The following is a 15,506-nucleotide window of genomic DNA, read 5'->3' on the forward strand; positions in this document are numbered from 1 at the left end:
AAAATTACAAGCAACGGTTTGATATTAGCGGACCAATATTAAGAAAGATCTGTACAATATTATTCCATATCTTATAAAGTATAGCCAAATTTTCAGAGTCGGAAATAGAAAAGAAAATGATAAATATTGGTTATTGCCAAATATTTTCTGAACAATAAACCGGAGGATTAAATTCTAAATAGTTCAAATATGAGAGCGTTCCAGTGACAAGTGTGCGATTAAATAGTCTCCGACATTTATCTAACCTTTAAAACTCAATTAAAGTTACCAGCTTAAACCTACTTTAATTTGTTCTAATGTAATATTAGATGCCCTTCTAAAGGTGGTGTAGGTATTTAAATTTGAGTCTTTAATTAGTGATTGGTTGGTAAAATTTTGCAGGCTATTCCATACCCATTCGATACGGGCATTCAGTCTTGAGTTCAACGGCATTTCCACTCCCAGTCCCAATTGTAACCCTTGACAATTCTTATCTGAGGAAAATTTCCCAGAAAACCCGCCCAAAACTCCAGTTTGGGTAATTCCGCCACTCAGTTGTATGTTGCTGATGAGATATCCCACCCGTCCATATAATTGGGCGTATTCATTAATATTAAATCCGGGTCGTGCGACAATACCGTATTGCCATCTTTGGCGAAAGGTTCCGTGAAGGTTTCGCGTGTAAAGTGTATTTGAGTCAATGAATTTGATATTTCCCTCATTGGAACTGGCGTCATAAAAACCTTCTATAGCGAGGGAAAAATTTTTTATAACCCGTTTACCATATCCAAAAAAAATCTCCCCCCCATAACCTGAGCCATACCAGTCAAAGCGATCAAAATCCAGATAAAGTGAGGAAGTGCTCGATTCAGCGCGTCGAAAATTATAGGAGGAATTATCCTTAATCCCTGACAAACCTAAATATAATCCAGGAATATTTATTAATCCTTTCTTTTCTATACACCAGCTTAAATTAGGAAAAACTAAGACTAAAACCAAAGTGGTAATTATTCTTTGTACCATGCGGCGCATCCTTGACGAATCTAGTAAACTACTTTTGCTGCGAAGAATATAAAATTACCAAGAAACTTGCAATATTCAAACAAAAAAGCAAACCTCAAAAGTCTCTTTTTGCTTTCTAGATGTATCCATTATTAGTAAATATCCCCAACTTCTTAATATTCGCTTAAGGTTTGTTAAATAAAATGCGACAAATTTTTGATTCATAACAATTCATACAAGGGGATGACTGTGGGATTTAGAATAGATCTAAAATCTAAAGAAGATGTTTTTATTTATTTAGTCGTGATAAACGATGTGATTAATGTCAATTTTGAAACTGCTGATCCAGCCAACAAACATCTAGCTGCACAGGTGAGGGAACGGTTTAATCATTTATTGTCTGAGCATGCTTCATTGGAACATCTACAAAACATGGTTCGGGGAGAGGATGCTGAACACATAAAACGGCATCATGTAGTTGTAGAAGAAACCCATACACCCCATTTTCATTATAGTTTTGATCAAGAGGTAACACCTGAATTACTAAAGCATTTTTTCGAACAATTACTGATTGCTCAGAAATCAGCTGGACATGCTAATGATCAATTTGTTACTGAGGAAGAAGTCAATACACTCTTAAAAGCGTTTGGAATTTTTTATACTGGATTTAAAGATTCCCAACTTGAAAAAGAATTTTTAAACGAACGTAAATTAACTAAGGAAGAAAAAAATAGTCTTGTCCAACATGCAAAACAAGAGAAGACAAGCCATTTATCCAAAAAAGATGTAAGTGAATTAACCGAATGTGGGTTTTCATCCTCTGAAATACCTAAACCAACGGAACAACCAGAGCAAGACTCTCTAAATCTCCCATTCAATATTTCCAGTATGGAGGAAATGTTACTAACAATAAGATTGATTGGGCTTCTTACTCAAACCTCTGGAGTCAGACCTGACCTCTTCCAAAGTCAACAACAAGCTGGTCCAATGGAAGCTGGAAGACAAAATAATACGACCAGTTTTATGGGGTTGAGACCTGGGTTTTTCCAAAGTCAACAACGTCCTGCCTCAGTTGAGACTCCAAGACAAGGTAATTCAAGTGGCATTTTTGGATTTAAACCTGGATTTTTGTTCAATAAGCCTGAGGTACAAAGAAAAGACGAACACGAGCCATCTCAAACAAAATCATTTCATCAGTAATATAACACTTCCTGCTGGGCAACAGCCCAGCTTGTCTTTCGCTGCAACCCATCTTGATCGACTTCACCAATGAAACAATTATTAAAGATTGCAAAAGTAAATGGGACAACTGGGGTGGATCTTTTCGATCAAATACGTACTACATTAATAGGTTGTTCATTAACAAAAGAAGCAATATTTTCACATACTGTATTTAGCAAACGTTTACGTGCTGCTACAGAAGCCCAAGCAATATGAGGCGTGATAATGCAATTAGATAAACCAATTAAAGGATTATCAATACTTGGAGGTTCTTGACTTAGAACGTCAAGGTAAGCAGCATTTATTTGCTTTGATTTTAACGCATTTGCCAGGGCTGTTTCATTTATCAAACCACCGCGCCCAGTATTAATGAGCACTGCTGTCGGCTTCATTTGTTTCAAAGTATTACTGTTTATAATATTTTGTGTTGACTCCGTCAGGGGACAATGCAAACTTAATACGTCGCTTTGTTTTAGAAGATCTGCAAAACTCACCCACCTTACTCGTTTATCGTAAAAAGGTGTCGGCTTGTGAGCAATAATGTTCATTCCCAAAGCATTGGCCACTAGGGCAACTTTCTTGGCTACTCTTCCAAAACCCATTAATCCTAAAGTCATTCCCGTTAATTCTGTTATGGGATTTAACCAATAGGCAAAATAAGGCTGGGTTTGCCACTCACCCTTTTGGATAGATTGATTGTGAGCTTCAACACGGTTAGTTTTAGCAAGTAATAAAGCAAGCACATGCTGTGCCACACTGTCGGTACTGTAATCAGGGACATTCGTCACAAGAATATTATGTTTTACGGCCGCCCTGAGATCAATATTGTCAACACCAGTGGCCATTTCGCCAATATAACGAAGGTATGGAAGCTTACCCAAATGCTGTTCCGTTAGTTTTACTTTATTAGTGAGGATAATTTCAGCCTTTCTCGCACGTTCTAGAATGAGTTCCGGAGGTGTTTGATCGTAAAGATGAACCTCCCCAAACTCATAAAGACTATCGAGGCATAAACCATCGCTAATTAAAGGCTTAGCATCCAAAACAACAATATTATTTTTTTTCATGATGAGTAGTTTCCTCAAGCTAAATTGGCAAGGGCGGCGGGTTTGCCAAAACTGAATCTCTACCCATCGCGAATTAATCACCCCTACGCCCCACCGCTTGTCCGCAGGATCCAGATCTATCCTAAGCGACGAACCTTCGGGGACAAGAAAAGAGGCGGTTGCTTGCACCCAAAGATAATTAAATTTTACTTGCAAGAAAGAATAGAGAGTTATATTCCTGGTTGCAAGCAACCTGACTACATTCATTCCCTGTGCAAATGGATTTTTATTCTAAAATCATAATAGGGATAGTTTATTCACAGCCAATGGAGATATTATGACGCATACTAAGATGCCCGTTTTGTTTATCGGACATGGAAGTCCTGTCAATGCGATTGAAGACAATCCCTTCACAAAAATGCTTAGGAAGTTGGCAAAAAAACTACCTCCTCCAGAGTCAATTCTTTGTATTTCTGCTCATTGGCTTACTGCACGCACATGGATTACCCACACCCCTTTTCCCAGGACAATACACGATTTTCACAAGGGTCCTACTGAATTATTTAAAGTAAACTATCCTGCGCCAGGTGCGCCGGAATTAGCAGAGAAAGTCAAAGCAGCAATTCAAACACCCCATATCCAACTGGATGAACATTGGGGATTTGATCAGGGTATTTGGATTGTATTTAATCATATGTATCCTAATGCCGATATACCCATTATTCAATTAAGTATTAATATGGCAGAACCAGCTGGGTATCATTTTGAATTAGGTAATCGCCTCAGATCATTACGTAATGAGGGAGTACTCATTGTGGGCAGTGGAAATATTGTTCATAATGACAAAATGATCATTTGGGATAATCCCAATGCGCCCCCTTATCCATGGGCAATAGAGTTTGATGAACAAGTAAAACAATGTATTAGCCAAAAAAATTATAAACCTCTGCTTGAAGAATTACTGTTTACAGAGGTCGGTCGGTTAAGTGTTCCTTCGCCGGACCACTACTTCCCTTTACTGTACACTTTAGGCGCTTCAGAAGCGGATGATTCACTAGACTTTGAATTTGAAAAAATTCAATTTGGCTCAGTTTCCATGCGCTCGTTCAGCTTAGGCCGTAACCAATAATTTTACAATGAGAGGCGGCAAGAATTAGAATACGCCAAAAATATTAAGCTAAGTTGTTTATCGCACGAAAAAACGGGTTTAGCACATGAAACTATCTGAACTACATACATTATTACAAAATTCTATTCTGACATCCGAGCCGCTGATTAATCCTCATCTTGATGTTCCACCTCATGGCTCCATTGCAGATAGAGTGGCCATCTATGCCAATGGATTTTACAGCCGGCTTGAAGAAACATTAATGAGCGACTACAGTACCTTGGCAGCGATAATGGGTGACGAAGAATTTAGCCAAATGAGTCGAAATTATACTCATTCATATCCATCATACTCCTATTCGCTCAATAATTTTGGGTCGAATCTTAATCAATTTTTGACTGAAACGTTGCCTTATAGGGAAAAACCCTATTTAGCTGAAATTGCTGCATTTGAATGGACAGAATATCAAGCTATTGTAGCGCATGATCCAAACATACTCTCCGTGGCTGATTTGCAATCTTTACCACTAAGTCAATGGCCTGAAATGAAATTTTATCTGCATCCATCCTGTAAAATTATTACTATGCAGTGGAATAGTCTTTCTCTTATTAATGCGTTACGCCGTAATAAATCCCTTCCCAAGCCTAAGAAGCTTCAAACGCCACAATGTGTGATGGTTTGGCGTCGTCAGCTTGATGTACGATACCGCAAGCTAGAACATTTAGAACTCACCATGCTCAATGCAATTATTCACGAATCGTCATTTGTAACTATTTGCGAGACTCTAAGTAATCACATGCCCGAAGATGAAGTAGCAAATTATCTTGTCAGTGAATTGCATGCATGGATCCAGGAGCATTGTTTGATAAATAAAGTGAGTAAATGACCAAACTGTACATATCCACTAGTGGAACAATGCACGAGGGACTGTCTTGAACTCTAGTTCAAGACAGCTTATCCGATATTAAAGGCGTCATTATCTTTATCTTTTCAAGAACAAATGTTTAAAACCGAACGGAATATACAGACAATCCCTTCTAAACAACGTTGAGCTTAAATACGCCCTCTCCTCATACATGCACATCACCGTATAATAATTCGCCAGTATATTCTGGTGAATGAAGACAGGCATAAGCAACCCATATAAAGAACAAGACAACCAGTGTAATAACAGCCCATCCAGGAATAGGACCCAATGAAGCATTCTCCACAACTCCGAGAAAAGACATTGCTATTTCCTGACGCCCTCCTACAACTTGGAGCTTATGAGAAGATATTTTCAGAATCCATGCCATGAGCAAAATGAGTAACATCCACACATAGTTTCTGCGTAACCTACGCGATATGGCCGCGCCGAAACTCATGAGAAAGCGCGGTTCACGCAAGTCTTGTCCAAGAGTGCGTGCCCACGGCTCTTCGATGGCCTTAGTGGACAGGAATATAGGAGCAAAATAATAGCGTTCGATCATACGGACACGAGCTCTGTAGACATCGAAAAAACGATATCGTCTCGACTCTATAAGTAGAAGCAGCAGAACGAGCAACATTGCAAACAAAAGCACCCCGTGATGAGCAGAAGGCGTTGAGAGAGACAGCGAAAGCATTGCAGCTGAAGCAGTAATCGCCCAGTTGGTTGTGCGATCAATTCGATCACGCCATCCTGCCATCCGAGCAATTTCAGCTCGATGAAAATGGGCCAGCACCGTGATGAATTCGGAGGATGTTTTAGGAAATGGAGGATTCAAACCCGCCATGAGTTGTTCACCCAATAGTTGTGTTTCGTGTTCCATACTACCTCCAAATGCGTGAAGAGTAGATTTATGCAGCATCAAATTTCATTGCTAGTTTAGTTTAACTTACAACTCATTTGATATTATAGTAAAGATATCTCCGTTCATTATTTATGAAATCATTATGTTGATTTAAATTTGGTTTTTAATCTTTTCGACTCGCGCTCTAACTAACTGGAAGATATTTTCAAAGCATTTGGGAGCTTTAGGGTATTGCCAGCCCCAAAAAGACAACAATTAAATCACTTTTATCAATAAACAACCTTTTTGACAACAAACTTCTCATTGCTATGCTAATATCTGGATAGCTCTCAACTTTAAGGAGAATGAAATGAGTAAAAAAGGACCTATTTTAGGCACACTACTTCTTTTAAGTAGTACGATTGTTTTTGCGGCCGACAACGATAATATGAATCAGTCTAATGGAGCAAGCCCAAGTACGAGTACACCACCTGACACTACTACGACATCCACTACCCCATCGACGGATCCCTCTACATCTACCCCATCGACGGATCCCTCTACATCTACCCCATCTACGGATACTTCTACAACTACCCCATCTACGGATACTTCTACGAGTACTTCACCTGGAGCAGATACAACTACTACTCCATCTAGTACAAATACATCGGTCACTCCTTCAAATGATAATTAAGGAACCAGTAGCACTACAAATGTGAACCAATCAACAAGCAACATGACTGCTACCGATGTAGACGTGGATGCAAATGTTACCGAAGTGAATAATAAAGTGAGCATTCAAGATGTTACAACCGCGCCTACTTTTACAGCTGTAGAGATGCGTAACGGTGCGTACTTTCTACCAGAAGCTGTAACTCCTGTTGGTGGCTTCTACTTTTTAAAAATTGATTCCACTGAACGTGTTTGTACTCTTAAAAAAATTACAAAAGCGAAAGTACTCTCAACACCAAAGAAAACTACAGTCATATTAGGAAAACAAAAACATATTTTATATTGCTATGATAGAAGCTATTTTAACTTCTAACATTCTATCAATACTACTCACCCTTATAAAATTTTATAAGGGTGAGTGTTAATAATCCATCCATTTAATTGCTTTATATAAATTTTATGCCGATACCTAGATTCCTCGCTACTCTCCCTCTACAGAGTACTAACCTAATAGATGCTATTTCTTTGCAGAGGCAAAAACTATTCTTTTAAATTTAAATGAGGCCCATGCAAAAAATGAACGTAACTTGTTTATTTTTTTATAGTTTAGATTCTATAATGAGTCATTATGTCACAATATGGGGCAGATACTATGGATAGTAAAATTGAGAAACAACCATTCACACTTACAATGTTAGGAACACTCACTGACTTTACCCCTGAATTAAAACAAATACCTAAACCTACCCCTTATACTAAGGGAGCTAAAGTAAAAGATTACCCTAAAGGAGAGACATTGAGTGTGGTCTCTTCGTTAATCAAAACAAAAATACCAGCGAAAATAACAAAAGTAGACGCCAAAGATCCGTACCCCTTTCAAGCGGATGAACTTACTGTAATTAATGGTCCGAAAACCGATGGTGCGAATGTCGGAGAAAAAATTGGCTTGGGGCTTGCAGCAATTCTAAAAGCAATAGCTCGCGGACAAACTACAATCAACATAATTGCGCATAGTAGAGGTGCTGTGGAATCGATTTTGATAGCCCATGAATTAGAGGCAGTACAATCGATTATTGCGTCTTGCTCTACTTTTGAAGAAGTATTGAAGCAGTTGTCTGATCAACAAGTCAAAAGACAAAAAGGTACGCCTACAAATAATACACCCGATATTATAGAGTCCCTAAAATCACAAATTAATCTGATACCTAAAGAGGAGCAAGTACAATGGTTTAGTCAACTAAAATCCTCTATACCTAATGCTTCAATAAATTTTTTTGGAATCGATCCGGTACCAGGAGATTGCTTTCCGATTACTTGGTATGACGAACGTTTTTTTACCCTACCCGAAATCATAAAAAATATTGAATTAATTTATTATGCAAATGAACGTTCTGATTGGGGGTTTACTCCGATTTTTCCTGAAGTGGTTTCCCAAGAAAAACAAAATTTTGTTCGCTATTCCATGCCTGGACATCATGGCACGGGTTCAAATGGAAATGATGGTTCTCAACAAGGAATCATTGTTTCCCCTGATGATTATAAAACTACTCATGTCCAAAAATTAATGATATACAAAATACTTAATTTCTTAAGTAAGCATGATGTAGCCTTTAATGATGCTAGCCAGATTTTTCACCAATATACCGCTTTAGGTAGAAAATATTCCACAAACTCTAAAGAATCTAAATCAATTAATGTGGTCGAACTCGATTTTCCTGATATTTTACGAAAACTTTATGGTGCGATTGCGAAAAATCAAATTGGATATGATGCCTATAATTCAACCCACTATTCCTATATGGGACTTACTAAGCAACGCAGAACTTTGCTTAAAGGACATCTCTATGGCTTCTTCAATGACATTTTTTCGACCTATTCTGGTTATGTTAATGAAGAACATGCCTTATTAATGCAAGCACATTTCTTTAAAATTTTTGGCCTAGATACTAAAAGGAAAAATCTTGCTGAGATGCTTGCTACCGCAAGAGCGGTCCTAGAAGAACACATAAAAAAAATCGCTGATAAAGAACCATCTATCCTAGACTCCGAAATAACTCGGAAGACCGTGTTGGAAACTTTTGGCATAGTCATCCAACAGGTGAGCCAGCAATATTTAACTGATGATTGGACATCCCATGAAAAACAACAAGAAAAAGAAATACTTCACCAAGCCATTATTGATATCATCAGTAAATTTCAAGAACTATCAGTATCCGATAATGTAACCATTAAACAGTTTGTGGAAGAACTTCTTAACTTAAGTTTCACCCGCATAAACCATACTTTAATGCTTCAAGCTCAGGGATTAGAAAAAGATTTTAATTGCTTACAAGAATCTATAGATCATCGTTTAAGTCATTATTTTAGTGCATTGTTAATGCAAGCAAATCACAACGAGAGTACCCCCTCAGTTATTCTGGATGAAATCATAAATTCTGAAGAATATAAAATATTACCTAACCATCCCACAGCAATTAAAATAGCTCATATCCATAAAAAATTGACTGGAAAGGGTTTAGAAAAATACGAGATCGAGGAACTTACCAAAAGCTATGAAGAACAATTTGCAAATACTCTTGAAGATTTTGCAAGACTTTATCACCAAATTCAAACTCTACTTTTTGACTTGGCTGCTATGCGTTATATAGTTCCTAAGGAAAAAATTGAACTCGATGAATTGAACTTACTGAGACAAGCTAATGGCTTAATTGCAACGGCTGCAGAACGATTTTATAAAGACAGACCCCAGGCGCTTCCTCCGCTTGCAGAAACCGATTTCATCAAATTGACAGAACAACATGCCATTAAGCATTTTGGCATAATCGATCGTAGGAAAGATAAAAATAAAGAATCTGAAAAAGTAACCACCGAGACCACCAGCATTTTTTCAAAAACACTTTCATTCTTTTGGAATCCTATGAGTTTGATATACGGTTCTCAAGTGACTTCCACCGCTAACGGAGAAATTAATCTCAAGGACGAAATCACCGCTATTCCTAAATAGGATTGACTTACATCACCAGGGGCTTGATTTGAATTAAAGCGTGATAAAAAATAGTTTAACTCTAAGCACTTCTCCACGCTACAATCTAAATAGTATTATTAAATTGTAGCGATAGTTATTTTTTAGCACATCTTAAAAATTTCTTATCCCATTTTAGTTGAACAAAAGTCAGGCACTATTCTTGCTCATTGTTTGCGCGATGAGCAAGCACTCTCTTATCCATTACCTTCCGCCATAATGGGGGAAAAAGAGCCAGAATAATCATTCCCAAATAACCTGAAGGGAGCTGGGGACTTGCGTCAAGGTGTCTTAATAATTGATAAGGACGTGCTCCATGAACATGATGATCAGAATGTCTTTGTAGATGAAAAAGAAGCATATTACTAAGCCAATGACTCGCATTCCATGAGTGTTGAATTGAAACTTTTTCATAGGATCCATCGGCAAATTTCTTGCGCTCCAAACCATAATGCTCCACATAATTAATAATTTCCAGCAAAATAATGGCGGTTAACGACTGAATCATAAAGAAGAGAAGAACCATCCATCCGCCATAATAAAGAAGAAGCAATGCCAGAATGATGGGGATGCCGATAATCCACCAAAATTGATTTTTGACATGGTACCAGGGATATCCTAAACGCTTTAAACGCTTACGCTCTAAATTTGATGCAGAACGAAAAGAACCAATAATTGTTCTAGGTAAAAATTGATATAAACTTTCTCCTAAACGAGATGTCGCCGGATCTTTGGGTGTAGCCACATGGACATGATGACCGCGTACATGTTCAATAAAAAAATGACCATAGCATACGCTAACTAATAAAATTTTACTTAAAAGTTGATCTACTTGGGAATTTTTATGCATGAGCTCATGCGCAAGGGTAATTCCAATTCCACCGGTTAAAAGCCCGATAGATAAACTAAACCCAATAAATTCTTTTGCTGTTAAAGGAACATGTGCAATGAGATACGCCGCCAAAATTATAAAACAACATTGCAAAGGCACATATATCCAAGTAAGGAGCTTAAAATATTTGGCTTTGAGCAATAAATGTTCTTCAGTAGGGTTAGGATTGCTGGGGTCTAGCAACCAAATATCCATACATGGGACCAGGGTAAATAATATAAAAAATGGGAGGAACGTATAAAAACCACCATAATAAAAACCAATAAAAGGCAATATCACCAACAAATAAGCCAACATAAAACTCAATTTTTTACTTAATTTCATTTTTTCGACTCCCACCTATAAATATAGATGAATCATTAATAATAGGCTAGCCACGCTACTTCACGAAAGAAGAACGCACATTCCTCCAAATCTTTCACGAAGTATCGATACTGTCAAACAAAACTTAGAAGTCCTATTGAATTTATGTCACTTACTTATCTCAAAGGAATTTTCGGATAAAGAACTCATTGTTATGTATTTACATGATCATTAATCTGATATATTGGGTATAATTGCATCAAATGAAATGGGTAAAAATAAATAACTGAGGATTAATCCACATTTCGATTAATTTTTTTACTTAAATAAGGTGATCCAATGAAAATATTCAAAATGAACAGATTGGGCCTTTCAATATTCGGTGTGGTATGTTTATTGACTCTAAGTGAATGTGCCTTTTCACAGAACTCATGTAAAGGAGGCGGCCTGTCCGTCCGCTTTGATTTATCAAAGACTAACAATACACGTATTGAAAATAAAAATACGTATATCGTAGTTCTAGGTATTGATCCAACCACAAAAAAACATGCTTATGTTCAATTTAATAATGGAAATCAAGTAGGTACACTTGTTGATATTAACGATGTAACTATGAATGGAAAAAACTATGGGATTCCATTATCAGAATTGATTCCTAATTCGGGAGGAATAGCGCAAGCCTGCATTCCATATCTTACTTCTGGCAGAATTTATATTTCTTTTGGAAATCCATTGGACATGCCTACCGATCATAATACCTTGACTCCAAAGCAGCCCGATGTAAATAACCCTCAAACGACTACCAATGGAACCCTTTTTGATAAGGTCGAGTTTAATTACAGCACCAGCGGAGAAACAGTGATTAACCCCACGGGAGTTGATTTTATTGCTATCCCTTATACGATTCAACAAGCAGGTCATGAGTATGGACATGCGGGTGGTATAGAAGGCGTCATTAAAAATATGAAAACCATCGTTTGCCGTAGTGCAGGTGAACCAATAAACTCTCCTGAATGTTCAATTCGATGGAAGCGTTCGGAATGGTCCAGTCTAGTAGTGTATAATTCAGAGAATATATTAATGCGAGTTGATGCTCCTGGAAGATTTGGTACTCGATTTAATGGATATTTTACTAATTACATCCATGAGCTGAGTAGGTACTATTCTTCCGCTATTAATCGCTCCATTAAAATTGATTTAAAAGAATTAAATAAAGGGATTTGGTCAGGAGCTTTTGAACCAAATAGTCAAACATTAGTTTTTTCCCCGGTTGGAGGCTCAAGCTCTGAATCGTTGTCATATAACCTAGGCTCGCCGCAAACCAGTAATTCAATCTTAATGGGAGCTCAAGCCCCTTTTTATAATAGAAATGCTATAGATTCAACCATTGCACGCGATCTCACTTCTGCTATTGTTTCTGGCATGTTAATGCGAAAGGAATCTGCTTTCGTAGGTAAGGATTTCTTTGATTCAGCAGGTAATCCAATTTTCAAAAACAAACAACAAATGCAACAACTCCTCAAATATTATTTTAACAATGTTGATAATTCAGTAGATTACGTCGCTAATCAATGTGGCGCGACTAAAGATGCCCCCTGTGTGAATGTATATTCTGAGGCCATGCATGCATTAAGTTTTGATAAAAATATTGATCATCCGCAAAACAGCTATTTAAACTCCTATGCTTTTTCCTATGATGATTTTCTAGGTATGGATGGCACTAATACGCAGACTGATGCGAAACCAGCAGTGATAGTTATTGGAGATATGAGCAATCGAAAGATCCCGCATGTAGATCTCTAATTAGCCAAGTAATTTTCATGATGAACTTTTATCCCTATCAAGTTGAAGAAAATAATCTATACTTAACGCTTAGATTCAAATAATAAAGAATGGACATCATGAAACAAACAGGGATGGTACTGCAAGGAGGCGGTGCATTAGGTGCTTATGAGTTCGGCGCCTTAAAACGCCTATATGAAGAGCCTTTATTCTCACTAGATATTGTTTCAGGAGTGTCGATAGGGGCGATTAATGCAGTAGCCTTAGTTGGAGCCAAAGATGAGCCCATTGCGACTCTTGAAGCAATGTGGGAAGAATTTACTCTTTTTTCTTCTCCTTTTTTAAATGAAAAACTAGCCTCTTATTTGGCCTTATTTGGAAATCCGTCCTTTTTCTACCCTCGTACTGATTATTGGAATTTAGCAGATTGGACAAGTTTTTATTCCACCAAACCTTTGCAAAAACTATTAGAAAAGTATATTGATTTTAAAAAAGTAAATAATACGTCGATGCGTCTAATTCTTACTGCCACAGATATTACAACAGGGAAAGTCAAAACGTTTACGAATCAGGGAAGGGATCGAACAGAAATTACACCGCTGCATGTTATAGCAAGCGGAAGTTTACCTCCTGGCTTTCCCATGACGACGATAAAAAATACCTGTTATTGGGATGGTGGTTTATTTGAAAACACTCCACTCTCCCCTGTCTTAGAGAATCTAACTCCTGATCCGGATGTGGAAAAGCAAATTATTGTAATTAATCTGTTCCCAAGCCAAGGTAAAATACCAACTAATTTAGTTGATGTTTTTGACCGGATTTTTGAAATTCAATTTTCCAATAAGATCCGTTTTAATAAAGAATTAACTGAAAAGATTAATGAATACATTGAAGTAATCAATGAAATTGAACAAATTGTACCTATAGATAGCCCTATCAAGAAATTGCCAGGGTATCAACGTCTAATCGACTACAAATACATCCAAAATATCCTTTATATCGAAAACAAAGATCCCGAAAATGTAAACGCCCCTTTTGATTTTTCTTTTAACACCCTCAAAAGAAGAATAGATGCGGGGTACCGAGATGCAGGAGAGGCATTAAAAACGGTGAATTCATAGAAACTGTCCAGGTCATTAATATTGTTTTATGCAGTCAAACACATAACTACAAGAAGTTCATTTAATGCTCACTTAATATATTTTATTATATAATATGTTCCTTTATATTCTTATTTTTTGGTGATTACATGGCTTCTTCTAAACGCTTTTTTATCAATTCGTCGCAAGTGAAGATGATAAATGTTTACGAATCGCTTAATAAAGAATTTAAGAAGGATATGTCACATATCGAATCAGCATATAATGAGATCCTCAAGGACAAGAAAATCAATGGAGTTTTAGTAAAAGAAAAAGAAGAACTACAAAATAAAATTAATACTCTTCTCACTAACTTTACTTGTGCTTTTATAAAAGATAATCAAGGTTTACTCAAAGATATTTATCAATTAAAGATAAATATCTTGCAATTGAAAACAAAATTTATGATACAACATATTTTATCGAATAGTTTTGAATTTGATCTTGAGGATTATCTACTTGTAGTAAACCTACACAATTCACTTGAACAATTCCGTAATGATGTACGCTCATTGAAATGGACTGAGGCTGAAAGTGATACATCATTCAATAGTAAATATTTTGATCAGGTGCATTCCTTAGTACGAGAACAATATAACAAATTAGCAGCAGCATTTTCTATAGGTGATCCTTGGGAAAATTGGAGTTATGACGAGGAAGAGGATTCCGATTTAGAAGATAGCAAGCTCCAATTAAATTAATATATCCTTGCCATTAAAGTTGTCCCTTTATTTTGACCAGAAACTAGAACCTTCATTAATAATCCAAGTTCTTCTAGCAGAAACTTTAATTCCTGTATCCTGCGAAAAAATCTTTTCTGTATTTCGGAGTGCCGCTTCATCAAATTTACTGTGTTCATTTAACCCATCTTCAGTCCATAAGCGCTCATAGATTAATTCCGCCGTTTTCAATGATATTTGATAGAAACTCGCCAGCTCGGAGATAGTTTTTTCTCGATTGTTTTTCATTGTATGAATTTTTTGATAATACCAATGAATAAATTTTTTAAGTGTTATCCGCTTGTTGGAATCGAAATAGTTTACGGGATTAATATTGGCAACAACCCCCTGATATACACCAGTAAATTGCACCATGGGTTCAATTCTTGGTATGCATGGATCATATGAAAATGGGGGATTAAGTAATGTTATATCGAGTACATGACGTTTTATTTGTTCATAACGAAGATTTGTAGCACCGGCAAAAACCCAATTAAATCTACCATACTCCTCAGGATAATGTTGCTTAAGGTATAATCTTAAAAGTCGCGCATATCCTGTAGATGTATCTATCCCTGTTCTAATAGTGTTTTTTTTTAAATCGATACTGCCACATAAATCTAAAATCCCCCCATGCACAGGCATTATTGCAGCTATATCAGCATACTCCTCTTCAAAAACCATCGACAAAGTATCATCATAAGACATAAAAACAATATCTGCCCTTTTATCCTTTAAATCACGATGCGCCTCGTTTGCATCCTTTACATATTTTATATGGATGAGATCATTTTTTTGAGTTTCTAAAATAAACGATAGGATGTCTTTAAAAGCAGAAATTTGAAGAGGGCTATTTATCATGGCTTT

Annotated in this window: 14 protein-coding genes; 9 read left to right on the forward strand and 5 right to left on the reverse strand. The window is 36.8% G+C overall.

Features of this window, described 5'->3' with window-relative positions; translation table 11 throughout:
* Positions 1–264 precede the first annotated feature (264 nt).
* On the reverse strand, positions 265–1,002 hold the full coding sequence (locus tag ACWTE2_RS02675; protein WP_454784036.1) for an outer membrane protein: 738 nt from the start codon (positions 1,000–1,002) through the stop codon (positions 265–267).
* 228 nt (positions 1,003–1,230) lie between these two features.
* Here ACWTE2_RS02675 and ACWTE2_RS02680 point away from each other — a divergent pair, with 228 nt between their 5' ends.
* The gene (locus ACWTE2_RS02680; protein WP_454784037.1) at positions 1,231–2,181 is read left to right on the forward strand and encodes a hypothetical protein; all 951 of its coding nucleotides are present in this window, start codon (positions 1,231–1,233) and stop codon (positions 2,179–2,181) included.
* A gap of 128 nt (positions 2,182–2,309) precedes the next feature.
* Here the strand turns inward: ACWTE2_RS02680 and ACWTE2_RS02685 are convergent, their stop codons facing one another.
* Positions 2,310–3,269 carry a D-2-hydroxyacid dehydrogenase gene (locus ACWTE2_RS02685; RefSeq protein ID WP_454784038.1) on the reverse strand — a complete coding sequence of 320 codons (960 nt, stop codon included), beginning with the start codon at positions 3,267–3,269 and terminating at the stop codon, positions 2,310–2,312.
* A 316-nt stretch (positions 3,270–3,585) separates the two neighbouring features.
* Between ACWTE2_RS02685 and ygiD the strand changes: the two genes are divergently transcribed.
* Both ygiD and ACWTE2_RS02695 read left to right on the forward strand, forming a co-directional pair.
* Positions 3,586–4,377, forward strand: coding sequence for a 4,5-DOPA-extradiol-dioxygenase (ygiD, locus tag ACWTE2_RS02690; RefSeq protein WP_454784039.1), 792 nt, complete (start codon positions 3,586–3,588; stop codon positions 4,375–4,377).
* A gap of 85 nt (positions 4,378–4,462) precedes the next feature.
* Entirely contained in the window at positions 4,463–5,242 is a 780-nt protein-coding gene (locus tag ACWTE2_RS02695) for an HvfC/BufC family peptide modification chaperone (protein WP_454784040.1), read from the forward strand.
* 184 nt (positions 5,243–5,426) lie between these two features.
* On the opposite strand, the gene ACWTE2_RS02700 is transcribed toward ACWTE2_RS02695, so the two are convergent.
* Positions 5,427–6,185, reverse strand: coding sequence for a DUF2270 domain-containing protein (locus ACWTE2_RS02700; RefSeq protein WP_454784041.1), 759 nt, complete (start codon positions 6,183–6,185; stop codon positions 5,427–5,429).
* Between the two features lie 292 nt (positions 6,186–6,477).
* Here ACWTE2_RS02700 and ACWTE2_RS02705 point away from each other — a divergent pair, with 292 nt between their 5' ends.
* The 3 genes from ACWTE2_RS02705 to ACWTE2_RS02715 all read left to right on the forward strand — a co-directional run bounded on the left by ACWTE2_RS02705 (position 6,478) and on the right by ACWTE2_RS02715 (position 9,786).
* The gene (locus tag ACWTE2_RS02705; protein ID WP_454784042.1) at positions 6,478–6,804 is read left to right on the forward strand and encodes a hypothetical protein; all 327 of its coding nucleotides are present in this window, start codon (positions 6,478–6,480) and stop codon (positions 6,802–6,804) included.
* A gap of 42 nt (positions 6,805–6,846) precedes the next feature.
* Positions 6,847–7,155: a hypothetical protein gene (locus ACWTE2_RS02710; RefSeq protein WP_454784043.1), complete on the forward strand. Its 309-nt coding sequence runs from the start codon at positions 6,847–6,849 to the stop codon at positions 7,153–7,155.
* A 255-nt stretch (positions 7,156–7,410) separates the two neighbouring features.
* Positions 7,411–9,786: a hypothetical protein gene (locus tag ACWTE2_RS02715; protein WP_454784044.1), complete on the forward strand. Its 2,376-nt coding sequence runs from the start codon at positions 7,411–7,413 to the stop codon at positions 9,784–9,786.
* 175 nt (positions 9,787–9,961) lie between these two features.
* Here ACWTE2_RS02715 and ACWTE2_RS02720 read toward each other — a convergent pair whose 3' ends face one another.
* Positions 9,962–11,020, reverse strand: a complete 1,059-nt coding sequence (locus ACWTE2_RS02720; RefSeq protein WP_454784045.1) for an alkane 1-monooxygenase — start codon at positions 11,018–11,020, stop codon at positions 9,962–9,964.
* A gap of 318 nt (positions 11,021–11,338) precedes the next feature.
* Here ACWTE2_RS02720 and ACWTE2_RS02725 point away from each other — a divergent pair, with 318 nt between their 5' ends.
* From ACWTE2_RS02725 to ACWTE2_RS02735, 3 genes are all read left to right on the forward strand, one after another.
* On the forward strand, positions 11,339–12,802 hold the full coding sequence (locus ACWTE2_RS02725; RefSeq protein WP_454784046.1) for a beta-1,3-glucanase family protein: 1,464 nt from the start codon (positions 11,339–11,341) through the stop codon (positions 12,800–12,802).
* Between the two features lie 98 nt (positions 12,803–12,900).
* A complete protein-coding gene (locus ACWTE2_RS02730; RefSeq protein ID WP_454784047.1) occupies positions 12,901–13,902 on the forward strand; it encodes a patatin-like phospholipase family protein in 1,002 nt (333 codons plus the stop codon).
* 128 nt (positions 13,903–14,030) lie between these two features.
* Positions 14,031–14,621, forward strand: coding sequence for a hypothetical protein (locus ACWTE2_RS02735; protein WP_454784048.1), 591 nt, complete (start codon positions 14,031–14,033; stop codon positions 14,619–14,621).
* Between the two features lie 27 nt (positions 14,622–14,648).
* On the opposite strand, the gene ACWTE2_RS02740 is transcribed toward ACWTE2_RS02735, so the two are convergent.
* The gene (locus ACWTE2_RS02740; protein ID WP_454784049.1) at positions 14,649–15,500 is read right to left on the reverse strand and encodes a hypothetical protein; all 852 of its coding nucleotides are present in this window, start codon (positions 15,498–15,500) and stop codon (positions 14,649–14,651) included.
* Positions 15,501–15,506: the final 6 nt, after the last annotated feature.

The sequence above is a fragment of the Legionella nigrisilvae genome (assembly GCF_977063395.2).

Bases quoted from the DNA above. Each gene is read 5' to 3' on its own strand.
- ACWTE2_RS02675 (WP_454784036.1), bottom strand. From the start codon at position 1,002: ATGGTACAAAGAATAATTACCACTTTGGTTTTAGTCTTAGTTTTTCCT.
- ACWTE2_RS02685 (WP_454784038.1), bottom strand. From the start codon at position 3,269: ATGAAAAAAAATAATATTGTTGTTTTGGATGCTAAGCCTTTAATTAGC.
- ygiD (WP_454784039.1), top strand. From the start codon at position 3,586: ATGACGCATACTAAGATGCCCGTTTTGTTTATCGGACATGGAAGTCCT.
- ACWTE2_RS02695 (WP_454784040.1), top strand. From the start codon at position 4,463: ATGAAACTATCTGAACTACATACATTATTACAAAATTCTATTCTGACA.
- ACWTE2_RS02700 (WP_454784041.1), bottom strand. From the start codon at position 6,185: ATGCTGCATAAATCTACTCTTCACGCATTTGGAGGTAGTATGGAACAC.
- ACWTE2_RS02705 (WP_454784042.1), top strand. From the start codon at position 6,478: ATGAGTAAAAAAGGACCTATTTTAGGCACACTACTTCTTTTAAGTAGT.
- ACWTE2_RS02710 (WP_454784043.1), top strand. From the start codon at position 6,847: ATGACTGCTACCGATGTAGACGTGGATGCAAATGTTACCGAAGTGAAT.
- ACWTE2_RS02715 (WP_454784044.1), top strand. From the start codon at position 7,411: ATGTCACAATATGGGGCAGATACTATGGATAGTAAAATTGAGAAACAA.
- ACWTE2_RS02720 (WP_454784045.1), bottom strand. From the start codon at position 11,020: ATGAAATTAAGTAAAAAATTGAGTTTTATGTTGGCTTATTTGTTGGTG.
- ACWTE2_RS02725 (WP_454784046.1), top strand. From the start codon at position 11,339: ATGAAAATATTCAAAATGAACAGATTGGGCCTTTCAATATTCGGTGTG.
- ACWTE2_RS02730 (WP_454784047.1), top strand. From the start codon at position 12,901: ATGAAACAAACAGGGATGGTACTGCAAGGAGGCGGTGCATTAGGTGCT.
- ACWTE2_RS02735 (WP_454784048.1), top strand. From the start codon at position 14,031: ATGGCTTCTTCTAAACGCTTTTTTATCAATTCGTCGCAAGTGAAGATG.
- ACWTE2_RS02740 (WP_454784049.1), bottom strand. From the start codon at position 15,500: ATGATAAATAGCCCTCTTCAAATTTCTGCTTTTAAAGACATCCTATCG.